The 21,568-nt window shown below is 65.8% G+C and carries 19 protein-coding genes; 12 read left to right on the top strand and 7 right to left on the bottom strand.

What is annotated here, in order from left to right; all coding sequences use genetic code 11:
• Nucleotides 1-24: 24 nt before the first annotated feature.
• From JWQ90_RS24965 to JWQ90_RS24955, 3 genes are read right to left on the bottom strand one after another with little or no spacing between them, the layout of a single operon-like run.
• The gene (locus JWQ90_RS24965; RefSeq protein WP_299697779.1) at nt 25-1,428 is read right to left on the bottom strand and encodes an efflux transporter outer membrane subunit; all 1,404 of its coding nucleotides are present in this window, start codon (nt 1,426-1,428) and stop codon (nt 25-27) included.
• Nucleotides 1,425-4,571 (bottom strand): multidrug efflux RND transporter permease subunit, encoded by a 3,147-nt coding sequence (locus tag JWQ90_RS24960; protein ID WP_299697778.1) that lies wholly within the window; start codon nt 4,569-4,571, stop codon nt 1,425-1,427. Before JWQ90_RS24960 ends, JWQ90_RS24965 begins: the two co-directional genes overlap by 4 nt.
• Nucleotides 4,572-4,575: 4 nt before the next feature.
• Nucleotides 4,576-5,718 carry an efflux RND transporter periplasmic adaptor subunit gene (locus JWQ90_RS24955; RefSeq protein WP_299697777.1) on the bottom strand — a complete coding sequence of 381 codons (1,143 nt, stop codon included), beginning with the start codon at nt 5,716-5,718 and terminating at the stop codon, nt 4,576-4,578.
• Nucleotides 5,719-5,806: 88 nt separating this feature from the next.
• On the opposite strand from JWQ90_RS24955, the gene JWQ90_RS24950 reads away from it, so the two are divergent.
• The 12 genes from JWQ90_RS24950 to JWQ90_RS24895 all read left to right on the top strand — a co-directional run bounded on the left by JWQ90_RS24950 (nt 5,807) and on the right by JWQ90_RS24895 (nt 16,820).
• Complete coding sequence (locus JWQ90_RS24950; RefSeq protein ID WP_299697776.1) at nt 5,807-6,283, top strand: MarR family transcriptional regulator; 477 nt, start codon at nt 5,807-5,809, stop codon at nt 6,281-6,283.
• A 72-nt stretch (nt 6,284-6,355) separates the two neighbouring features.
• Nucleotides 6,356-7,876, top strand: a complete 1,521-nt coding sequence (locus tag JWQ90_RS24945) for a glucan biosynthesis protein G (RefSeq protein WP_299697775.1) — start codon at nt 6,356-6,358, stop codon at nt 7,874-7,876.
• Between the two features lie 78 nt (nt 7,877-7,954).
• The gene (mdoH, locus tag JWQ90_RS24940) at nt 7,955-10,453 is read left to right on the top strand and encodes a glucans biosynthesis glucosyltransferase MdoH (protein ID WP_299697774.1); all 2,499 of its coding nucleotides are present in this window, start codon (nt 7,955-7,957) and stop codon (nt 10,451-10,453) included.
• Nucleotides 10,454-10,622: 169 nt separating this feature from the next.
• Nucleotides 10,623-11,429, top strand: a complete 807-nt coding sequence (locus JWQ90_RS24935; protein WP_299697773.1) for a GNAT family N-acyltransferase — start codon at nt 10,623-10,625, stop codon at nt 11,427-11,429.
• Between the two features lie 4 nt (nt 11,430-11,433).
• On the top strand, nt 11,434-12,204 hold the full coding sequence (locus tag JWQ90_RS24930) for a lysophospholipid acyltransferase family protein (protein WP_299697772.1): 771 nt from the start codon (nt 11,434-11,436) through the stop codon (nt 12,202-12,204).
• Between the two features lie 49 nt (nt 12,205-12,253).
• On the top strand, nt 12,254-12,439 hold the full coding sequence (locus JWQ90_RS24925; RefSeq protein ID WP_299697771.1) for a PLDc N-terminal domain-containing protein: 186 nt from the start codon (nt 12,254-12,256) through the stop codon (nt 12,437-12,439).
• A gap of 152 nt (nt 12,440-12,591) precedes the next feature.
• Nucleotides 12,592-13,581: a lipoyl synthase gene (gene lipA / locus JWQ90_RS24920; protein ID WP_299697770.1), complete on the top strand. Its 990-nt coding sequence runs from the start codon at nt 12,592-12,594 to the stop codon at nt 13,579-13,581.
• The gene (locus tag JWQ90_RS24915; RefSeq protein ID WP_299697769.1) at nt 13,578-14,066 is read left to right on the top strand and encodes a hypothetical protein; all 489 of its coding nucleotides are present in this window, start codon (nt 13,578-13,580) and stop codon (nt 14,064-14,066) included. Before lipA ends, JWQ90_RS24915 begins: the two co-directional genes overlap by 4 nt.
• 132 nt (nt 14,067-14,198) lie before the next feature.
• On the top strand, nt 14,199-15,422 hold the full coding sequence (locus JWQ90_RS24910; RefSeq protein ID WP_299697768.1) for a S8 family peptidase: 1,224 nt from the start codon (nt 14,199-14,201) through the stop codon (nt 15,420-15,422).
• Between the two features lie 213 nt (nt 15,423-15,635).
• Nucleotides 15,636-15,971: an addiction module antidote protein gene (locus JWQ90_RS24905; RefSeq protein ID WP_299697767.1), complete on the top strand. Its 336-nt coding sequence runs from the start codon at nt 15,636-15,638 to the stop codon at nt 15,969-15,971.
• Nucleotides 15,972-16,007: 36 nt separating this feature from the next.
• Nucleotides 16,008-16,442, top strand: coding sequence for a hypothetical protein (locus JWQ90_RS24900; protein ID WP_299697766.1), 435 nt, complete (start codon nt 16,008-16,010; stop codon nt 16,440-16,442).
• Between the two features lie 51 nt (nt 16,443-16,493).
• Entirely contained in the window at nt 16,494-16,820 is a 327-nt protein-coding gene (locus JWQ90_RS24895) for a type II toxin-antitoxin system RelE/ParE family toxin (RefSeq protein ID WP_299697765.1), read from the top strand.
• Between the two features lie 25 nt (nt 16,821-16,845).
• Here the strand turns inward: JWQ90_RS24895 and JWQ90_RS24890 are convergent, their stop codons facing one another.
• From JWQ90_RS24890 to JWQ90_RS24875, 4 genes are all read right to left on the bottom strand, one after another.
• A complete protein-coding gene (locus tag JWQ90_RS24890) occupies nt 16,846-19,251 on the bottom strand; it encodes a TonB-dependent receptor (RefSeq protein WP_299697764.1) in 2,406 nt (801 codons plus the stop codon).
• Nucleotides 19,248-19,637 carry a hypothetical protein gene (locus JWQ90_RS24885; protein ID WP_299697763.1) on the bottom strand — a complete coding sequence of 130 codons (390 nt, stop codon included), beginning with the start codon at nt 19,635-19,637 and terminating at the stop codon, nt 19,248-19,250. The genes JWQ90_RS24890 and JWQ90_RS24885 overlap by 4 nt, the downstream gene beginning before the upstream one ends.
• A complete protein-coding gene (locus JWQ90_RS24880; RefSeq protein WP_299697762.1) occupies nt 19,634-20,974 on the bottom strand; it encodes a PepSY domain-containing protein in 1,341 nt (446 codons plus the stop codon). Before JWQ90_RS24880 ends, JWQ90_RS24885 begins: the two co-directional genes overlap by 4 nt.
• Before the next feature lie 130 nt (nt 20,975-21,104).
• Complete coding sequence (locus tag JWQ90_RS24875) at nt 21,105-21,518, bottom strand: hypothetical protein (protein WP_299697761.1); 414 nt, start codon at nt 21,516-21,518, stop codon at nt 21,105-21,107.
• Nucleotides 21,519-21,568: the final 50 nt, after the last annotated feature.

Genomic DNA, 21,568 nt, shown 5'->3' with positions numbered 1-21,568 from the left:
GGGTCACGACCCGCCCTACGCAAGCTACCGCTGCAGCTGCCAGCCGCCACCCAGCGCCTGATACAGCTGCACGCTCGCATTCAGTGTGTCCAGCCGCGCCTGCGACAGCGCGAGCTTGGCGCTGAACAAGTCGCGGTCGGCATTGATCACGTCGAAGTACGAGGAGTAGCCGACTTTGTAGCGCGCCAGCGCGATCTCGTGCGCACTGTTCTGTGCGGTGACCAGCGCCGATTGCGCCGTCTGGTATTCGGCCGACTTCTGCCGCGTGACCAGCGCGTCGGCGACTTCGCGGAACGCGGTGCGCACGGCCTTCTCGTAATTCAGCAGCGCGACGCGGCGGCCGGCGTCCGCATAGTCGACCTGATAGCGGTTGCGGTCGGCATCGAGCAGCGGCTGCAGCAGGTTCACGCCCACAGCCCAGTTCTCGGCTGCGCCGGTGAACAGGTTCGACATCTTCGGCGACAGGCTGCCGTAATCACCGGTGATCGAAATCGTCGGAAACAATGCGGCCTTGGCGATACCAATCTGCGCATTGGCCGCGACCAGGGCCTGCTCGGCTTCACGAATATCCGGCCGACGTTCCAGCAAGCTCGACGGCAGGCCAGCCGGCAGATCGGGCGACATTGGCGCCAGGCCAAAATTGCCCGCATTGCGCGGCGAGCGCGCGATCGCCCCCGGATTGCCGCCGAGCAGCAGGCTCAGCTGGTTCTCGCTCTGCGCGATCTGCCGCTCCAGCAGCGGCGCGTTCGCCTGCGCGGTGGCGAGTTGCGCCTGCGCGGTGTTCACGTCGAGACCGCTGACGGTACCGCGATCAAACTGCGCCTGCGTCAGATCCAGGAAGGCCTTGCGCGATTCCAGTGTCGCGCGGGTGATTTCGAGCTGCTCGTCCAGCGCCAGCAGCGTGAAATATTGCGTCGCGACGGACGCGACCAGCGACGCGAGCACGGTTTCGCGAGCCGCTTCTGACGACAGCAGCTGCGCGCGCGCCGCTTCGCGCGTGCGGCGGATGCGGCCCCAGAAATCCAGCTCCCAGGACAGGCTGCCCGAGACCGCGGCGTTGTTGGACGTGCGGTCGCTGGTGCTCGATTCGTAAGCCGAGAGGCGCTGCTTGCCGATGGTGCCGCCGGCGCTGATCTGCGGTAGCAACTGGTAGCCGGTCGCGCCGAGACTGGCGCGCGCCTGATCGACGCGCGCAGCCGCGACGCGCACATCGAGGTTGTTCTTCACGGCGCTGGCTATCAGCGTCGCCAGCACCGGATCGCGGTACACGTCCCACCACTGCAGATCGCCGAAGGACTGCGGCGACGCGGCTGCCGTGTCGAGCCGGAACTGTGGCGGCACATCGAGCGTCGGCCGCTGATAGTCCGGCCCCATCGCGCAGGCCGAGAGCAGCGCGGGGACGATCAGCACACAGGCGTGGCGCTTCATGACTGCGGCTCCGGCAGCGGCTTGTGCCCGGGCGGGCTGATGCGCTCGCTCAAGCCCTGGATCAGCACGTAGAACACCGGGATGATGAAGATCCCGATCAGCGTCGCCGCGAGCATGCCGAACACCACCGCGGTGCCCAGCACCTGGCGCGCGCCGGCGCCGGCACCGGTGGCGATCACCAGCGGCAAGGTGCCGAGGATGAAAGCCAGCGAGGTCATCAGGATCGGCCGCAGACGCAGACGCGAGCCTTCCAGCGCGGCATCGATCAGCGGCATGCCGCGCTCATGCGCGAGTTTGGCGAATTCAACGATCAGGATCGCGTTCTTCGCGGCCAGGCCGATCAGCATGACCAGGCCGATCTGCGCATAGATGTCATTGGCCATGCCGCGCGCCGTCAGGCCCAGGTAGGCGCCGAACACCGCGAACGGAATGCCGAGCAGCACCGCAAACGGCACCGCCCAGCTCTCGTATTGCGCGGCCAGCACCAGGAATACAAACAGCAGCGCCATGCCGAAAATGTACGGCGCCTGCCCGCCGGATTTTTTCTCCTGGTAGGTCACGCCGGTCCAGTCGAAGGTATAGCCGGCCGGCAGTCCCTGCGCGAGTTCTTCCATCACCTTCACCGCCTCACCCGAGCTGTAGCCGGGCGCAGCCGAGCCGTTGACGGTCGCGGCGCGGAACACGTTGTAGCGCTCGATGTATTCCGACGTGCTGTTGGTCTTGATCGAGACCAGGGTCGACAAGGGCACCATCTCGCCGCCCTGCGTGCGCACATACAGATGATTCACCGCTTCGGGCGATGCGCGGAACGCACCTTCGGCCTGGGCGGTAACGCGGAATGTGCGGCCGAACAGGTTGAAGTCGTTGACGTAGCTGCCGCCGAGAAAAGTCTGCAGCGAGCCGAAGATATCCGACAGCGGAATGCCGAGCGTCTTGGCGCGCTCACGGTCGATCACGTACTCGATCTGCGGCGAATTCGAGTTGTACTGTGAAAACACCCGCGTCAGCTCCGGGCGCTTCGCGGCGCGGCCGAGAAACTCCTGCAATACGATGTTGAAGTTGCGGATGTCGCCGCCGGAGCGATCTTCGAGCACGAACTCGAAACCGCCGGCGGTGCCGATGCCCGGGATCGACGGCGGATTCAGCACGATGAAGTTCGCGTCCTGGATTTGCGACAGCGCGCCGCTCAGGCGCCTGACCAGCGACAGCGAAGAATGCTCGGCGCCGGCCCGATCGTGCCAGGGTTTGAGCGTGATGAAAATCGTCGCGTTGTTCGGCGAGTTGACGCCGGTCAGCAGGTTGAAGCTGACCAGCGACACCATGTCCAGTGTCTCGCTTTGCGCGGCGACGATCTTGCGCGCCTGCTCGACGACGGCGAGCGTGCGCTGCTGGGTGGCGGCCGGCGGCAGATTGACCGCCATGATCAGATAACCCTGGTCCTCGTCCGGCAGAAAACCGGCGGGACGCGCAGTCAGCAGCCATAGCGCGGCGACGGTCAGCGCGCCGAACACGGCGAGCGCGATCACCGAGCGGCGGATCGCGCTACGCACCGTGCGGGTGTAGCCGCGCGTCAGCCGCGTGAATCCACGATTGAATCCGCCAAAGAACCGGCCGAGCCGGCCCTCGGCTTCGGATTCGGACGGCGGCTTCAGCAGCAGCGCGCACAGCGCCGGCGTGAACGTCAGCGCCACCAGCGCCGACAGCAGCACCGATACCGACAAGGTCAGTGCGAACTGGCGGTAGAACTGCCCGGTCAGGCCGGGCAGGAAGGCAACCGGAATGAACACCGCCGACAGCACCAGCGCGATCGCGATCACCGGGCCGGTGACGTCGGCCATCGCCGCGCGTGTCGCCTCGCGCGGCGACAACTGGTGTTCGATCATTTTTTCGGTCACAGCTTCGACGACCACGATCGCGTCGTCGACGACCAGGCCGATCGCCAGCACCAGCGCGAACAGGGTCAGCGTGTTGATCGAGAATCCGAGTGCGACGAAGATCGAAAAGGTGCCGACCAGGGACACCGGGATCGCCAGCATCGGAATCAGCGTCGCGCGCCAGCTGCCGAGAAACACGAAGACCACCAGCAGCACCAGCAGCACCGCCTCGACGAAGGTGTGCTGCACCTCCTTCACCGACTCGGTGACGAACAGCGTGGTGTCGAAAGGCACTACGTAGTCGATGCCCTGCGGGAACGTCTTCGACAGATCCGCCATTGCGGCGCGCACGCGTTTGGCGACGTCCAGCGCATTCGCGTCCGGCAACTGGTAGACCGCGATCATCGCCACCGGCTCGCCGTTGAGCAGCGAAGAGCGCCCATAGTCGGTGGCGCCGAGTTCGATGCGGGCGACATCTTTAAGGTGCACCACCGAGCCGTCGTTGCGAGCCCGCAGCACGATGTTTTCGTACTCCGAGGGATTGGACAGCCGGCCCTGCACGCGCACCGAGTACTGCTTCTGCTGGCCTGGTGGCACCGGCTCGGCGCCGATGCTACCGGCCGGGGCCACCACGTTCTGCTCGGTCAGCGCGGCGCTGATGTCCTGCGTGGTGACGCCCAGCCGCGCCATGCGATCGGGATCCAGCCAGATGCGCATGCCGTAGTCGCGGGCGCCGAGCACGACGACCTGGCCGACGCCGGGAACACGCGCCAGCGCGTCGTAGACGTTCAAGGTCGCGTAGTTGGACAGGAACAGATAGTCGTAGCGAGGATCGCTCGCCTTCAGCGCGGTGATCATCAGCACCTGCGGCTGGCGCTTGAATACGGTGACGCCGCTGCGGGTAACGTCGGTCGGCAGCTGGCGCTGCGCGATCGAAAGGCGGTTCTGCACGTCGACTGCGGCCAGGTCCTGATCGGTGCCGATGTCGAAGGTGATGTTCAGCGAATAGCTGCCGTCGTTGGCGCTCTTGCTGTCCATGTACAGCATGTCCTTGACGCCGTTGATCTGCTGCTCGATCGGCGCGGCGACGGACGCTTCGACGGTACTCGCGTCGGCACCCGGGAAGCTGGCGGAGACCACCACCGAGGGTGGCGTGATCGGCGGAAAACGCGCGATCGGCAGCTGGGTCAGCGCGATCATGCCGGCCAGCGTGATGACGATGGACAGAACCGTCGCGAAGATCGGCCGATCGATGAAAAAGTTGACCACGGCCTTAACTCTTCGCTGCCGGCGGCGCGTCGGCGACGATCGCGCCTGGCCTCACCTTGCCGAAGCCGTCGACGACGATTTTGTCGCCGGCCTTGAGCCCGTCCTGCACCAACCAGTCGTTGCCGATACGTGGTCCCATGCGCACATCGTGCGAGGCGGCCTTGCCTTCGCCGTCGACCAGCCAGACGTAGGTCTTGCCCTGCAGTTCCTGCACTGCTTTCTGCGGCACCAGGATCGCGTCCGGCAGGTTCTGCGCGGCGACGACAACGCGCGCGAACTGGCCGGCGCGCAAGGTGCTGTTCGGGTTCGGCACCTCCAGGCGCACCGGCAAGGTGCCGGTGGTCTTGTCGACGGCGGCGTCGATCAGGTTGAGCTTGGCGGGCTCGGGATATTCGGAGCCGTCGGCCAGCAGGATCTTGAAGCCGGACTTGACCCCGCCGTCCGGCAGGCGGCCGCCCCATTGACGCTGCAGCTCGAGCATGCGCTGCTCGCTAATGCTGAAATTCACGTACATCGAGTCGGTTGCATAGACCGTGGTCAGCAAAGAGCTGTACGCCGTGACCAGGCCGCCGGTGCGGAACAGCGCGCGGCCGACGATGCCGTCGATCGGCGAGGTCACCGTCGTGTAATCCAGATTGAGCTGCGCGGTCTGCACACCGGCGCGCGCCGCTTCGACCGAGGCCTTGCCCGCGCTATTGCGCGCGACCGCCGCGTCCAACTCCTGCTGGCTCACGGCGTTGATCTGCGACAGCGGCTGCACGCGCGACAGATCGCGCTCGGCCTGGTCGAGCGAAGCCTGCGCCTGTGCCAGCGCCGCTTTTGCATTGGCGAGCGCCGCGACATAGGGCTGCGAGTCGATCCGGAACAGGATCTGCCCTTTCTTGACGCGCTCGCCCTCGAGCGCGGCCTGCTGCTCGAGCAGCCCGCCGACTCTCGGACGAATCTCGGCAGTGTTGATCGCCTCGAGCTCGCCGACGTAGTCGATGGTGACCGTAGCGGCACGAGGGGTGATCGTCGCCAGCGTGACTTCGACCGGCGGTGGCGCGGCCGGCGGCGGCGCTTTGGAACAGGCGGCGAACAGCAACAGGGCGACAATCGATACACAAACCGGAACGGAACCGGAGGGAAAAAACGCAGGTTTCGGCATGGATCGTCCTTGAACGCCGGTAGCCGGCGCTGAGCCGCAGATAATATTAAGTTAGCAATGCAATTACTAGCGTGCTAATGTTTTTACCATGACCGATCCATGTTCGACCACGGCTGCGCCCGCCGCAACACCCGCGGAACAACTCGCAAGCCTGATGCGCGAGGTCACGCGCAGCCTGCGTGCCAATGTCGATCGCCGGCTCGAGCCGATGGGCCTGTCCCAGGCGCAGTGGCGGCCACTGCTGGCATTGCACCAGGCCGACGGCCCGCTGACCCAGACCGAGCTGGCCCGCACGCTCGAGATCGAGGCGCCGAGCCTGGTGCGGCTGCTGGACCGGCTCGCCGACAAAAACTGGATCGAGCGGCGCAGCGCGCCCGGCGATCGTCGCGTACGCCAGGTGTTCCTGACGCCGAGCGCACTGGAACTGATCAGGCAGATCCTGCCCGTCGTGCATCAGGTCAAGGAAGAGGCTTTCGCCAGGCTGTCGGCGGCCGAGATCGCCGCCTGCCTGGTGACACTGGGCAAGATACGCGACAACGTTCGCGGGCCGGCGCCGGAAGGCTGAACGATTCTGTGTTTCAGGTTCAGGATGATCCCTTAGACTATTCGTCATCCTCGTTTCCTCGGACCGTCATCTATGTCGCCACGGACGCCTGCTGCTGTAGGCCGCGTACTCGCATGCGTGCTCGCACTGAGCGCCCTGCCCGCTTTCGGCTTCGGCTTCGAGGACGTGGCCAAACGCGCCCAGGACCTTGCCGCCCAGCCTTATCAGAAGCCGGACAATGCGCTGCCCAAGGAGCTGTCCGACCTGGGCTACGACCAGGTTCGCGACATCCGCTTCAAGCCCGAGAAAGCGCTGTGGCGTAACCGCAAGCTGCCGTTCGAGGTGCAGTTCTTCCATCCGGGCGGGCGCTACACGGTCCCGGTCAAGATCAACGTGGTCGGTGCCAGCGGCTCGCAGCCGGTGCCATTCAACCCGGCCGATTTCGACTACGGCAACAACAAGCAGCTCGATCCGACCAAGTTCAAGGACGTCGGCTTCGCCGGCTTCCGCGTGCACGCCAACGTCAACAGCCCCAGTTACAAGGACGAGGTCGTCGCGTTCAAGGACGCGAGCTACTTCCGCGGGCTGGGCAAGGACCAGCGCTACGGCATGTCGGCGCGCGGCCTGGGCGTGGACACCGCCCAGCTGTCGGGCGAGGAGTTCCCCTACTTCACCGAGTTCTGGCTGGCCTGGCCTTCGGCCAAGGACGATCACCTGGTGATCTACGCGCTACTGGATTCACGCCGCGTCACCGGCGCCTACCGCTTCGAGCTCAAGCCCGGCACCAGCACGCTGATGAGCGTCGATGCGCGGATCTTCCCGCGCGAGAAGATCGACAAGATCGGCATCGCGCCGCTGACCAGCATGTTCTTCTTCGGCGAGAACCAGCGCTCGCAGGTTGAAGACTATCGCCCCGAAGTGCATGACTCCGACGGCCTGCAGGTGCACACCGGCGCGGACGAATGGATCTGGCGGCCGCTGTCGAACCCGCGCCGCCTGCTGGTCACCAGCTTCTCGACCACCAGTCCCAAGGGCTTCGGCCTGATGCAGCGCGACCCGGCGTTCTCGAGCTACGAGGATCTGGAAGCGCGCTACGACATCCGGCCCAGCGCCTGGGTCACACCCAAGGGCGACTGGGGCGCCGGCCGTGTCGAGCTGGTGCAGATCCCGTCGCCGGACGAAACCAACGACAACATCGTCGCCTACTGGGTCAGCGACAAGGCCGTCGAGCCGGGCAAGGCGCTGGATTTTGCCTACACCATCGCCTGGCAGAAACAAGAGCAGACCTTGCCGCCGACCAGTTACGTGACGCAGTCGCGCCGCGGCCATGGCTGGATCAAGGAGCAGGACAACACGATCCAGATGATGGTCGACTTCGCCGGCCCGGCACTCAAGGGCCTGGACAAGGACGCCAAGGTATTCCCGGGCCTGTGGCTGTCGGACAACGGCGAGCTGCTCGAGCGCCAGGTATTCCCGAACGAAGTCAGCGGCGGCTGGCGGCTGTCGTTCCGCTTCCGCCGGATCGATCCGGAAAAACCGGTGGAAATGCGCGCTTTCCTGCGCCGCGATCAGGAAGCGATCTCGGAAACCTGGAGCTACATCCTGCCGCCGTGAGCTTTCTCCTTCTTCTCATCCGCCTGAGAGGAAAGAGAAAACCGCAATCCATCTGCTGCATTGCGGCACAATAGCCACGTGAACGACCACCACGTCCCCACGGCTGCCAGCGGCGGCCGGATCAAGGCTTATCTCGAGCGCCTGCGTCTGTCCTCCGAGCGGCGCGAGAAATTGCTGCGCGACGCGCTGGCCGCTGCCGACCCCTGGACGCAGCTGCATACCGAACTCTCCGGCGGGCCGCTGCCGGCCAGCGCGCCGTCGCCGGCCTGGCAGTCGATGCCGGAGCGGCTGCACCAGATCTGGCCCGAAGACAGCCGGCGCCTGAACGAGCAGTTGCAGCGCGTCATCCAGACCGACAATCACGGCCGCACGCGCCTGCATACGATGCCGCCGATCCAGCGCGCCTTCATGAAGCCGCGGCCCTGGGCGACCAATCCGTTCCAGCGGCTGTGGCGCGCCAGCTTCGGCCGCCGCGGCCGCCTGGCCTCGCGCCTGGAGGACGACGTCAAGCCGGATTCGCCGGACCCGATCGGGCGCTGGCGCTGGGCCGGCCTGGTGCGCCGGCTGGTGCTGCTCGGCTTCGTACTCGGCCAGACCTATATCGCGGTGTACCTGATGACTGCGGTACTGCCCTATCACGGCAGCCACTGGCTGGAGATGTGCATCCTGGTGCTGTACGCGATCCTGTTCGCCTGGGTCGGTTCGGGTTTCTGGACCGCGCTGATGGGCTTCTGGGTGCTGCTCTGGGGCCGCGACAAATACTCGATCAACGGCTCGACGCCGACCGACGTGCCGATCGCAGAAGGCACCCGCACCGCGATCCTGGTGCCGATCTTCAACGAGGACGTGGCGCGCGTGTTCGCCGGGGTGCGCGCGACCTACGACAGCATCGCGCGCACCGGCAAGCTGCGGCATTTCGAGTTCTTCGTGCTGTCCGACACCATCGATTCGGACACCCGCGTCGCCGAGCTGCAGGCCTGGCTGACGATGTGCCGCGAGGTCAACGGCTTCGACCATATCCACTACCGCCGGCGCACGCATCGCATCCGCCGCAAGTCGGGCAACGTCGCCGACTGGTGTCGCCGCTGGGGCAGCGGCTTCAACTACATGGTGGTGCTCGACGCCGACAGCGTGATGTCCGGCGACTGCCTGGTGCGGCTGACCCAGCTGATGGAAGCCAACCCCAGCGCCGGCATCATCCAGACCGCGCCCTGGGCCGCCGGCCGCGAGACGATGTACGCGCGCATCCAGCAGTTCTCGACGCGCGTCTACGGCCCGCTGTTCACTGCCGGCCTGCACTTCTGGCAGCTCGGCGAGAGCCATTACTGGGGCCACAACGCGATCCTGCGCGTGGCGCCGTTCATGCGCCATTGCGCGCTGAGCAAGCTGCCCGGCAGCGGCTCGCTGTCGGGCGAGATCCTGAGCCACGACTTCGTCGAGGCGGCGCTGATGCGCCGCGCCGGCTGGAGCGTGTGGATCGCCTACGACCTGCCCGGCTCCTGGGAGGAAATGCCGCCGACCCTGCTCGACGAGCTCAAGCGCGACCGCCGCTGGTGCCAGGGCAACCTGATGAACTTCAGGCTGTTCCTGTCGCAGGGCCTGCACCCGGCGCATCGCGCGGTGTTCATGACCGGCGTGATGGCCTACCTGTCGGCGCCGCTGTGGTTCCTGTTTCTGGTGCTGTCCACGGCCTTGTTGGCCGTCAACGTGCTCAGCGAGCCGGTGTACTTCACGCAGTCCTACCAGCTGTTCCCGAACTGGCCGGAATGGCATCCGGAATGGGCGACGCGCCTGTTCGGCGCAACCGCGACCCTGCTGTGGCTGCCCAAGCTGCTGTCGGCGATCCTGATCATCGCCAAGCCGAAAATGTGGCGCGGCTTCGGCGGGCCGATCCGGCTGTTCTTCAGCGTGGTGTTCGAGTCGGTGTTCTCGGCCGCGCTGGCGCCGATCCGCATGCTGTTCCACGCCAAGTTCGTCACGCTGGGCCTGCTCGGCGTCGCGATCAGCTGGAAGTCGCCACCACGCGACGACGCCGAAACCCACTGGAGCGACGCGATCCGCCAGCATTGGGGCGGCTCGCTGCTGGGCCTGATCTGGGCTGGCGGTGTCTACTGGCTGCAGCCCGAGTTCCTGCTGTGGCTGCTGCCGGTGGTGGGCTCGCTGATGCTGGCGATCCCGCTGTCGGTGCTGTCATCGCGAGTGCGGCCCGGCCGCGCGCTGCGCGCGGCGCGGATGTTCCTGATACCGGAAGAATCGCTGCCACCACGCGAGCTGCGCTGGATGCGCCTGGCGATGCGACGCGGCCGTCGCCTGAAAGCCGGCTTCCTCGAGGCGGTGGTCGATCCGGTGCTGAATGCGCTGCTCGCGGCCGACAGCATCCCGCGCCTGCGGCTGTCCGGCGAAGCCCAGCGTTCACGCGAACAGCTGATCGAGCAGGCGGTCACCGATGGCCCGGAAAAGCTCAGCGAACGCGACCGGAATACCTTGCTCTCCGACCCGATTTCGCTGTCGAGAGCGCACCAGCGGGTCTGGTCGTCGGCCCATTCCCACGCCGACTGGACGCTGCCGCCGGCCTAGTTTCGAGCCGATACAGAAACCGATACAGAAAGCGTCCGGATTCGAGGCTGCGCTATAGTCGCGCCGTATTATGTTAGCGACACGTTTGTAAATAAATTGTCACGGCGCATTCATATCGCCTCAACGTGTTGTCCATAGAGTCTCGCAGCGATGCGAAAGGACTGACCCTATGTCATTGATGAACTCGAAAGACTTCGAGGCCAAACCCGAAGCCCGACCCGAAACGCGACCCGAAACGCGATTCACCGCGGGCTTCGCGACGAGCCCCGAGGAAATTCTGGAAACCCAGAAGCTCCGTTACCAGATCTTCGCCGGCGAGCTCGGCGCCCAGATCGACGGGGGCGAGGATGGCGTCGATCGCGACGCCTACGATCCTTACTGCAAACACCTGATCGTCCGCGAAGCCGGCGGCCGGCTCGTCGCCTGCACCCGCATCCTGACCGACCAGCAGGCCGCCCGCGCCGGCGGCTTCTATTCGGCCGGCGAGTTCGAGCTGAGCATGATCGACTCGCTGCCGGGCCGGGTGATGGAAGTCGGCCGCACCTGCGTGCACGCCGACTACCGCAGCGGCGCGGTCATCGCCACGCTGTGGCAGGGCCTCGCGGCCTTCTTTACGCAGCACGGCTACGACTACCTGTTCGGCTGCGCCAGCATCGGCCTGGAGGACGGCGGCGCCCAGGCACATGCGATCCTGCGCCAGGTGCAGGCCAAGTACATGGCACCGGGCTACCAGCGCGTGCGTCCCTACCACCTGCTGCCGCTGTCCGACGGCGAGCCGCCGCAGAAAGTCAGGCTGCCGCCGCTGCTGAAGGCCTACGTCAGCCTCGGCGCCAAGGTCTGCGGCGAAGCCTATTGGGATCAGGACTTCAATTGCGCGGACGTATTCATGCTGCTGAACGTGTCGGATATCTGCCCGCGTTACGCGCGTCATTTCCTCGGCATCCAGCCGAGCACCGACATCATCGGTCACGCCTGAACGCATGACGAGAATGCTGACGACGTCGCTGCGCTTCATCGTCCGCGGCCTCTGGCTGATCGCCCACCTGTCGCTGGGCATGCTGCTGGTGACGATCGTGCGGCTCGACTTCGGCAAGCGGATCCGTCCGGAGCCGCTGACGCAGTGGTGGAACTCGAAGCTGTTCGGCATCTTCGGCCTGCGCATCCGCATCAATGGCAGGCCGGTGAGCAGCGGCCACGTCACCGTCGCCAACCATGTTTCGTGGATGGATATCTCGCTGATCGCGGCCTGCGAACAGACGCGCTTCGTGTCCAAGGCCGAAGTGCGGAACTGGCCGATCGTCGGCGGCCTGGCGATCGCGTCCGGCAGTTTCTTTCTGAGCCGCGGCAAGGGCGGCACGCGGCCGCTGCTGGACAAGCTGACGCCGTTCCTGCGTAGCGGCGGCAGCGTCACGATCTTCCCGGAGGGCACGACCACCGCCGGCGAATCGCTGCTGCCTTTCCATCCGCGCCTGTTCGCCGCGGCGATCGACGCCCATCTGCCGGTGCAGCCGCTGCTGATCCGCTACGGCCGCGCGCCCGACGGCCGCAACATCGCGCCCTACGTCGGCGACGACGTGCTGTTCTGGCACATCCTGGCGATGCTGCGGAACCCGTCGATGGATGTCGAAGTGCGCTACCTGCCGGCGATCGACCCCGCGAGCCTGGACCGCAACGAACTCGCACGACGCACGCACGCCGCGATCGAGGCGGCGCTGCTGCCGGCCAGAGTCGAATACGCAGCCGCGGCCTGAGCTTCTCGCGTTAACATCTGCGCTCCCGGCCTGACGCGCGAGCGCATCGATGAATTTCGGCAACAACCTCGGCATTTTCGGCATCCTGATCCTGGTGCTGGACATCTACGCGATCATCAAGATCGCGCAGAGTTCGGCCGAGCCGCTGAAGAAGGCGATCTGGATCGTGATCATCCTGCTGCTGCCGTTCCTGGGCCTGCTGCTGTGGTGGCTGCTGGGACCGAAATCGTCGTAGCCCGTAGGTTGGGGTGAGCACAGCGAACCCCAACACCAATGAGCGCCGAAGTTGGGGTTCGCAACGCTCACCCCAACCTACCAGGCCGCCGGCTACGGTGTCAGCGCGCTAGCAGCGTAAACTAGGCGCTGGCTTTTCGTCCCCAGGCGTCCATGTCTCCCCCTGCCGATCCCCTGTCCGCCCCTGCCCGTCCCGCTCCGGTGGTCGCCGGCGTCAAGCTGCGTGGCGCCGAAAAGATGGCGCGCATCCCGGTCAAGGTCGAGGCGCCCGCCGAAGGCCTGCTGCGCAAGCCGGACTGGATCCGCGTGCGCATGGGCCAGTCGCAGGAAGTCGACCGCATCAAGGGCATCCTGCGCGAGCAGAAGCTGCATACGGTCTGCGAAGAGGCGAGCTGCCCGAACCTGTCCGAGTGCTTCGGCAAGGGCACCGCGACCTTCATGATCATGGGCGACATCTGCACGCGGCGCTGCCCGTTCTGCGATGTCGGCCACGGCCGGCCCAAGCCGCTGGATATCGATGAGCCCGGCAACCTGGCGCGCACGATTGCCGCACTGGGCCTGAAGTACGTGGTCATCACCAGCGTCGACCGCGATGATCTGCTGGATGGCGGCGCCGCGCACTTCGCGTCCTGCATCCGCGAATCGCGCCTGCTGTCGCCGAAGCTGACCATCGAGGTGCTGGTGCCGGACTTCCGCGGCCGCATGGACCCGGCGCTGACGATCTTCAAGGACACGCCGCCCGACGTGTTCAACCACAATCTCGAAACCGTGCCACGCCTGTACAAGCAGGCGCGGCCGGGCTCGGACTACGAGTGGTCGCTGGACCTGCTGGAGCGCTTCAAGGGCTACCACCCGAGCGTGCCGACCAAGTCCGGCCTGATGCTCGGCCTGGGCGAGGAGATCGATGAGATCGAGCAAGTGATGCTCGACCTGCGCGCGCACCAGGTCGACATGCTGACCCTGGGCCAGTACTTGGCGCCGTCCAGGCACCATCATCCGGTGATGCGTTATGCGCATCCGGACGAGTTCGAGCGTCTGCGCGTGCTCGGCGAGAAAATGGGTTTTTCGCATGTGGCCAGCGGGCCGATGGTGCGCTCGAGCTATCACGCGGATCAGCAGGCGGCGCACGTTCTTCCCGCATGAGCCGGTACAGCAGAGCGCACACGGCGGCCCTGCTGCTGGGGATCGGCGTCGCGGGTCCGTTGGGCGCGGCGGCGGCCGATCCGCAGCAGTGCCGCGGCGTCGCCGACGACGCGGCGCGTCTGGGTTGCTACGACGCGCTGTTTGCTGTGCCGCCCGCCGCGGTGACGGCCGCGCCGGCAGCAGTGCCGGCGCCCCCTCCGGCGGCACCCGGCGCCGACTTCGGCGCCGAAACCGTCAAGCGCAAGTCCACTGATTCTCCCGCGGAGCAGGCACTGAAGGCCCGCGTCGTCGGCCACGTCGAATTCGCCCGCAAGGGCGCCCGCTATGCCCTCGACAACGGCCAGGTCTGGCTGAACATCGACGATCGCGAGATCCTGCTCGACGTCGATAATCCGGCGGTTACGATCGAGCGCAACTTCATCGGCAGCTACTTCATGAAACTGGACGGCGCTGGCGCGCGCGTGCGGGTTCGCAGAATCCAGTAAGCGCTTGGCCCATCGGCCCATGCACCCTGTTCCACCGGTGCTGCGCCTGGCGCGGCAATTCTCTACAGTGAGCCCGCCGCTTAACGGAGGGCGGCCCGGCGCTATGCCGCCGGCTACTGACAGGAGAGTGACGTGAATAAAAAATCTTGGCTGGCAACGCTGGCCGCGGGAGTCGTTGCGGCCGTTTCCATGCAGGCACACGCCGCTGCACTGGTGATCCCCGAAGGCAACCGCGTGATCGCCGATCAGTACATCGTTGTGCTGAAACCCGATGCGACATCGGCACCGGTGCGCAAGCTGGCGCTAACCCTGGTCGGCAATGTCGGCGGCGGCGAACTGCTGCAGGTCTACGATCATGCACTCAAGGGCTTCGCGGTGAGGCTGCCGGAGATCGCCGCGCAGTCGCTGGCGGCGAACCGCCTGGTCGAGCGTATCGAGCAGGACCAGATGATGGATCTGGTCGACACCCAGACCGGCGCCGGCTACAACCTCGACCGCACCGACCAGCATCCACTGCCACTGTCGGGTACTTATTCATACCCGTCGAACGCCGGCAGCGGCGTCAACGTCTACGTGATCGACACCGGCCTGCGCTCAACGCATACCGACTTCAGCGGCCGCGTCGGCAACGGCCATAACTTCGCGCCCAACACCAACGGCGGCCTGCTGTGCAGCTTGCTCGGCGTCAACTGCCCGGTGCCGGACCCGAACAACACCAGCGACTGCAACGGCCACGGCACACACGTCTCGGGCACCGCGGTCGGCACCACCTACGGCATCGCCAAGCGATCCTTGATACACCCGGTGCGCGTATTCAGCTGCAGCGGCTCGACCGCGACCTCGACGATCGTCGCCGGCGTCGATTGGGTGGTCGCCAATCGCACGCTGCCCGCGGTCGCCAACATGTCGCTGGGTGGCGCCGCATCGACCACGCTCGACGATGCCGTAAGCTCGCTGATCAACAGCGGCGTGACCGTTGTCGTCGCCGCGGGCAACGACAACGCCGACGCCTGCAATTCATCACCGGCTCGCCTGCCGGCAGCGATCACGGTCGGCGCAACCACCAGCACCGATGCACGCGCCTCGTATTCAAACTACGGCACCTGCCTGGACCTGTTTGCTCCGGGAGACCAGATCGTGTCCGCGAGCTACCAGAGCGACACCGGATCGGCGACGCTCAGCGGCACCTCGATGGCCAGCCCGCTGGTGGCTGGCGTGGTGGCGCGTTATCTGACGACCACACCTGGCGCGACGCCGGCGCAGGTGGCCGCGGCGATCACCGCGGCGGCAACAAGCAGCGTCGTCACCAACCCGGGCACCGGCTCACCGAATCGCCTGGCGTACGCATCGCCGTAACCGGGCGGGGTTCATTCCCTGGAAAGAACGGGCGCTACGGCGCCCGTTCTTTTTCCGGCGCGTCGAACGATCCGCGCAGGCCCAGAAAAATTCGCGCCGCATTGGCCTCCATGTAGCCTTTCGGCTACACTGCCCGTGACCGAACGGAACATGGTCAACGGAACAGGGTCGAGCCCCGATCAGCTCGTTCCGTTGGCCGAAAGGACATCGAACATGCGAACTCACACTGGCAAGCGCGCGGCTGTAAGCGAAAGCCCGTCCCGGCCCTACCATGCGGCGAGCTACCTGCGCAGCGACGAGGACCGCGCCGCGTATCTGGAAGCCCTGCTGGAAGACGGTGACGCGCGAGTGCTGACACTGGGCTTGCGCGATCTTGCCGAATCGGTGGGCGGCATGTCGGCACTGGCCAGCAAGGCAGGCCTGAGCCGTGAAACCCTTTATCGCACGCTGTCCGACGCAGGGAATCCGCGCCTGGACACCCTGGCTGCAATTCTGAAGGTTTTCGGCTTGCGCCTGTCAGTGCTGCCGGTCGACCGGCAGGCCGCGTAGCCGAGTATCGCTTCGGCCCGGAAAGAGCGTGTGACGATGAGCGAGGTCCAGAAATCTGACAGGAGCAAACGCCGTGGTCGGGGAAAGGCAGCGCGCGCGAAAGACATCGGGCCCACCACACATCGCAACTCGGTTACCGAAAACCGATCCGTTATTCGGTCCGAAGAATTGCAAGGCCGGGTTCTCAGGTCCATTCCAGTGAATGGGAAGCTGGAACCATTTGGCGAAAACATAACGGATGAGCCACTTGATCGGGAAAGAATCCGATTCGTGGAGACTGACGGAAAGTTGGTGATCACTGAAGTGGCGCCAGGGAGATGCTGGTATGTGGTCGAAGTCGACGAAGCCGAAATTCTTCATATAGCCGAACACGATCCCGCAAAGCACGCACCGTGGTGGATGCGGCCCAATCCTGATACCGGCGCAGTGGAAATCGGGCGCAGGACTACACCGGGCCAGTGGACGAATTGAAATGTCATCGAGCCCGTGCGGAGGAGCGCCAAGATAGCAGCAGGCAAGCCAATGCTTGAACTTGAGGAATACTGCGATCCCAAAGGGCGCGTGCCGTTTGCCGAGTGGCTGGAAGGTCTTCGGGACGCCCCCAGCCGGGCGCGAATTCTGAAGCGGCTTAACCGGTTGCGGAACGGACTATGGGGCGACGTCAAGCCGCTTGGAGAAGGTGTGAGCGAGCTTCGCGAAGATCACGGTCCTGGCTTTCGGATTTATGTCGCCGGGCACGGCAAGGCGCTCGTGGTCCTGCTGGCCGGTGGCGACAAGGCCACACAAAGGAAGGACATCGAACACGCGAAGCGCTACTGGCAAGACTGGAAGGCACGCAGCGGCGAATGAGAGCCTGTCCCGATCCACGCCCACACTAGAACCTATAGCCCAGTTCCGCGAACGCGGTGCGCTGCGGGAACGGGTGGAACAGGAAGTATTTTTCGTTGTTCAGATTGTCGATGCCGAGCGCCGCCGACCAGTGCGTGTTGATCTGGTAGCTGGCACGCGTGTCGAACACCGTGTAGCCGTCGAAACCCTGATAGGTATGCGTGTTGGTATCGCTGCCATCGACGGTCGCGTACAGACGCGTCGCATAGCGGCCGGCCAGCGTGAACGCCCACTGTTCGTCCGGGCGATAGGTCGCAAGTACCGTCGCGCGCCACTTGGCCACGTACGGCGTGCGCTTGCCGACCGAGGTCGCATCCGGTGTCGATATCGGCGCAACGTAACTGTCGTTCTGCAGGATTTCGGCGTCGACGTAAGTCAGGCTGCCGCTGAACTCCAGTCCGCGTGTCAGCAGGTTCTTGCGCGTCGCAGCGAGTTCGACGCCGCGCTGGCGGGTCTTGTCGAGGTTCTGCACAAAAGACGCGGTGATCGTCTGCTCTTTATCTAGATAGGCGTTCTGCGAAATCAGCAGATCTTTCACCGTTTCCTGAAACAGCGTCAGGCGCAGGTCAGTATCGCCGCTGATGTAGCTCGCACTGAGTTCTCCGGAAACCACGTCCTCGGGTTTCAGATTCGGATCGGCCTGCGTGAACGTGGTCCCGGTGGCGATGTTCTGGTATAGCTCGCCGACCGTGGGGAAGCGCAGCGCGCGGCCCACCGAAGCCTTCAGCTGCAGTGCATTGGTCGCCTGCCAGGCCAGCGAGGCTTTCGGCGAGAGGCCTTTCTTGTCGGCCTCGGGCTGATCGACCTCGTAGTACTTGTACGCACCGGCCGAGCCCGTGCGGTTGGAGTTGAAGCCGTCGAAGCCCTTCCAGCTTTCGTAGCGGCCGCCAACGATCGCGGTCCACCGCGGAGCAAAGCGCCAGCGATCCTGTAGCCACAGCGCCAGCGTGCGCGTTTTACCGCGCGAGTCGCTGAACAACGCGCCTTTGCCGCCGCTGAACCAGTCGGCGGTGTCGTAGATCGGGCTGCCCAGGCGGTACTGGTCGGCGTGCACGCCGGCACTGACGATGTTCGCGCTCGCGGCGCCCTGCGGCTTCCAGTCCAGCTTCGCATCGGCGGTGCGCCAGCCGGTGTCGCCGGCGTCGGTGATTCGCCCGCTGGCGTTCTGGTAGCTGCCAGTGAAGCTTGGCATCGAACTCCGCGACTGATCCCTCAAGTAAGAAAAGTCGCTGAACAGGATCTGCCAGTCCAGCTTTTCGCCAAGGTTTTTCAGCGACAGCGAATGTGCGAGATGCTGCTGATCGGTGCTGCCGTTTGCGTACAGCGGCGCGATGGCGCCCGCGCTGTAACTGAAACCGTCGATGTTGACCTTGCCGGAATCGCCAGCGGAATTGCCGATGTAGTCGACACCGTTGTCCGTCTTCAGGTACGTGTCCGGCCGCGTCGTCGCGGTGTTCTGCCATAACGCGCCAGTGTAGCCCAGCGTCAGCGCGGGACTGAAGTCATAGGCGAATTTGGCGCTGATGCTGTCCTGCTGCGTGTGGGTCAGGTTGCCGGCACCGAGCACCTGGATCGCGCTGCCGGTGCGGCTCCGATCTGCGAAAGCGCCGCTGATCGTCGGATCGCCTTCGCCAGCCAAAGCCGTGGATTTCGCGATCGTCAGATACGTGACCGGCTGGCTGTAGCTGTCCAGGTGATTCAGCCCGAGCCGCCACGACAATGCGCCGATCCGGTCGCCGATTCCGGCGCTGAGTTCGTAGGCGTTGAACTGCTCATCGGTGCCGTACTGCTGATACGGCTGAAACGTCTTGCCGAGCTTCAGATCGCTTTCGAACCTCGACGGCGCGCGCGTCGTGATCTCGGTGACGGCGCCGTAGGAATTGCCCGGATAGGCCGCCGCGTACGGGCCGTACATCACGTCGATATGGTCAATCTCGCCGGGCTGCACCAGGAACCACTGCGGCGAACCGTTGCCGTTGTTATTGTTCACCAGCGTCGACAGCAGCAGGCCGTCGACATAGATCAGGCTACGCGCGCTGGCGTTGATGCCGGTCGTGCGCGTCGCCACCGGCGCATTGGTGTCGCCGATGTAGCGCTTGCGCACCAGCAGGCTGGGCAGGTACTTGAGCGCGTCCTCGGTGTTGATCAGATTGGTCGAGCGGCTCAGCGTATCGGCGTCGACCGTCACCACCGCCGCCGGCGTGCGCAGCTCGGGCGATGGAACCGTCTGGCCGTTGACGATGATGGTTTCGAGTTGAATGGCATCTCCGGCCGCTGCGGTTTCGACCGCGGCCGGCGGCGCATCGCCGGCGCGCGCGGCCAGGCTCGGCGCACAGGCCAGCAGCAACGCAACGGCAACATGGGAGCTTGGTTTTCGAATTCTGGGATTCATGGCTTTCTTGGTGTTGGGAACGCATCAAAACGGGCGCGCGGAGGGCATCCGCGCGCCAGGCACATCACAAGCCCCGTTGGGTACGGCAGGCTGCGATAAGCCGTCGGCGCATGCACGCTGGCGCAAAGCTCGCAGCTGGCATCGGGCGAATGCCGGCTGGCGCGCCGCATCGCCGCTTTCAACTCGGCCGGTGCCAACGCCGCGAAGCCGGCGACCACACGCGATGACACCAGCCCGCAGAACGCCGCGCTGCCGGCATCGCCGCTGCGCTCGGCCATCCAGCGCTGATGGACGAGCGGCAACAGTAGCTGCGCGATCCAGCCGAGCAGTAGCCACGACAGGCCAGTGGCCTGGAACAACGACAGCCGGAGCAGATTCCGGATCAAGCCGGCCCCTGCAGTCCGAGGAAGCGGCGCGCTCGCGGCAGGCGCCGCAGCAGCAGGCGCTCGATCGCCAGCACCGCGATCAGCGACAGGCCGAGCATCGGCAACAGCAGCCCGAGCGCGCACAGCACCGCAGTGAAACTCCAGGCCAGGTGCGCCGCGGCCGCTGGCGGCGGCGCGCCGAGCACCGCCGCCGGCCGCCGCTTCCACCACATCGCCAGCGCGCTGACGCACAGCGTGATCAGGCCCAGGGCCGTCAGCAGGCCGAGCAGCTGGTTGAGCCAGCCGAACAGCTGGCCTTCGTGCGCAGCGACACCGGTGCCGATGATCCGGTCGAGCAGCGCACGCTGCGAAAAATCCTGGCGCTGAAGAATCGCGCCGGAAGCTCCGTCGATGCTCAGCGTGACGCGCAGCGGCCGGTTCTGGGCGTCGGAGCGCGCCGTCCAGCTCAAAGCGCCGCGCGACGGCGGCGCGATCAGAACCGGAGGTGCCAGATGCAGGGCCGCGACGCTCGCGATAACGCGATCCAGCGCGTCGCCGCCGGAACCCTCCGGCGCTGCGTCCGGATGCGGTCCATGGTCATGCTCGCCAGCCGCGGCCGCATTGCCGCCGCCAGGCCAGTCCTGGCGCAGCACGACGTCGTTGCCGAACTGGCGGGCCGCTTTCAGATTGCCGCCCCAGAACTTGGTCCAGGGCAGCCCGCTCAGCAGCAGAAACAGCGCGAACGCCGATACCCAGAAGCCGACGACGCCGTGCAGATCGCGCCAGAACCGCCGTCCGCCGCCCAGCCGCGGATACAGCACGCCGCCGAGTCCCGATGCGCCGCGCGGCCACCACAGGAACAGGCCGCTGACGATCATCACGATCGCCCACGACGCCGCGAGCTCTACCAGAAAGGAGCCGCGATCGCCGATCAGCAGATTGCCGTGCAGCTGGGAAATCACGCGCATCGGCCGGCTGTCCTCGCGCACCAGCTTCAATATCTGCAGGCTCCGCGGATGCACATAAACGCGGTAGTCCTCGCCGGCGTATTTCAGCAGCACGCGCACCGCCGATTGCGGCCCCGGCGGCAGCTCGTAGGCGAGCAGGCGCGAACCCGGCAGCGCGGCGGTGGCGGCATCGACCTGCGCCCGCGCGCTGGCCGGCGCGCCGATGATGGCCAGCGAATCGAAGGGGCGATCGATCCAGGCTTCGATCTGCGGCTTGAACAAGTAGATCGCGCCGCTCGTCGCCAGCCATAGCACGAACGGAATGCAGAACAGGCCGGCATAGAAATGCCAGCGCCAGATCGCGCGATAAGCCGGCCAGCCGCGCGCGGACGCGGAATCAGCGGCCGACATGGCTTGCAGCCGTCGCGCCGGCAGCGAAACACAGGAGCAACATGGGGATTCCCGACGGACCGGCGGCCACGCCGCAGTCCGGAACACGATGGAAGGGCACGCCGGCAAAACCCGGCGCGCGTCGATCGGATCAGGCGTTCAGCGGTGGGCCGCGCGGTGGCGGAAGTCTTGCCGGCGCAGCCGCAGCATGCGTGGCGATCAGCGCTGACGAAGCAGCGTCGCTTTCCGAGCTGAGAAACAGCGCGATTTGTGAAGGCGGCAAAGCTGCCAATTGCATCGCCGCAAGGCCGGCGCAAAAATCACAAGCCGGCTGGGCTGCCGCCTTCTGTTTAGCGTCGGTCCTGACCAGGGCCTGTAACAACTCCGGCGGCGCCGCGGCGCGCAGACGCTGCAGCGCGACCGGCGAAGCGCTGCCGCAGAACGCGAGCAGCAGCGGATCGCTGCCCGCATGCGCCATTGCCGCCGCATGCCGCATCGGCAGCTGCGCGATCAAGGCCAGCAGCGCGATCAGATGGAGAGTGCGGGAGCCGCGGAAGGCGTTCATGAGCGGAGCGTCGGATGTCAGGCCATTGTCGGCAGTGGGGCCTGGAGGCA

The sequence above is a fragment of the Hydrocarboniphaga sp. genome, from assembly GCF_028291725.1.
Lineage (GTDB): Bacteria > Pseudomonadota > Gammaproteobacteria > Nevskiales > Nevskiaceae > Hydrocarboniphaga.
This window is presented reverse-complemented; position numbering and strand designations above follow the sequence as displayed.

What these genes read in the sequence shown, in the direction of transcription:
- JWQ90_RS24955 (WP_299697777.1), bottom strand. Translation starts at nt 5,718, where the DNA reads ATGCCGAAACCTGCGTTTTTTCCCTCCGGTTCCGTTCCGGTTTGTGTA.
- lipA (WP_299697770.1), top strand. Translation starts at nt 12,592, where the DNA reads ATGTCTCCCCCTGCCGATCCCCTGTCCGCCCCTGCCCGTCCCGCTCCG.
- JWQ90_RS24950 (WP_299697776.1), top strand. Translation starts at nt 5,807, where the DNA reads ATGACCGATCCATGTTCGACCACGGCTGCGCCCGCCGCAACACCCGCG.
- JWQ90_RS24900 (WP_299697766.1), top strand. Translation starts at nt 16,008, where the DNA reads ATGAGCGAGGTCCAGAAATCTGACAGGAGCAAACGCCGTGGTCGGGGA.
- JWQ90_RS24935 (WP_299697773.1), top strand. Translation starts at nt 10,623, where the DNA reads ATGTCATTGATGAACTCGAAAGACTTCGAGGCCAAACCCGAAGCCCGA.
- JWQ90_RS24945 (WP_299697775.1), top strand. Translation starts at nt 6,356, where the DNA reads ATGTCGCCACGGACGCCTGCTGCTGTAGGCCGCGTACTCGCATGCGTG.
- JWQ90_RS24880 (WP_299697762.1), bottom strand. Translation starts at nt 20,974, where the DNA reads ATGTCGGCCGCTGATTCCGCGTCCGCGCGCGGCTGGCCGGCTTATCGC.
- JWQ90_RS24930 (WP_299697772.1), top strand. Translation starts at nt 11,434, where the DNA reads ATGACGAGAATGCTGACGACGTCGCTGCGCTTCATCGTCCGCGGCCTC.
- JWQ90_RS24925 (WP_299697771.1), top strand. Translation starts at nt 12,254, where the DNA reads ATGAATTTCGGCAACAACCTCGGCATTTTCGGCATCCTGATCCTGGTG.
- JWQ90_RS24895 (WP_299697765.1), top strand. Translation starts at nt 16,494, where the DNA reads ATGCTTGAACTTGAGGAATACTGCGATCCCAAAGGGCGCGTGCCGTTT.
- JWQ90_RS24965 (WP_299697779.1), bottom strand. Translation starts at nt 1,428, where the DNA reads ATGAAGCGCCACGCCTGTGTGCTGATCGTCCCCGCGCTGCTCTCGGCC.
- JWQ90_RS24890 (WP_299697764.1), bottom strand. Translation starts at nt 19,251, where the DNA reads ATGAATCCCAGAATTCGAAAACCAAGCTCCCATGTTGCCGTTGCGTTG.
- JWQ90_RS24905 (WP_299697767.1), top strand. Translation starts at nt 15,636, where the DNA reads ATGCGAACTCACACTGGCAAGCGCGCGGCTGTAAGCGAAAGCCCGTCC.
- JWQ90_RS24875 (WP_299697761.1), bottom strand. Translation starts at nt 21,518, where the DNA reads ATGAACGCCTTCCGCGGCTCCCGCACTCTCCATCTGATCGCGCTGCTG.
- JWQ90_RS24915 (WP_299697769.1), top strand. Translation starts at nt 13,578, where the DNA reads ATGAGCCGGTACAGCAGAGCGCACACGGCGGCCCTGCTGCTGGGGATC.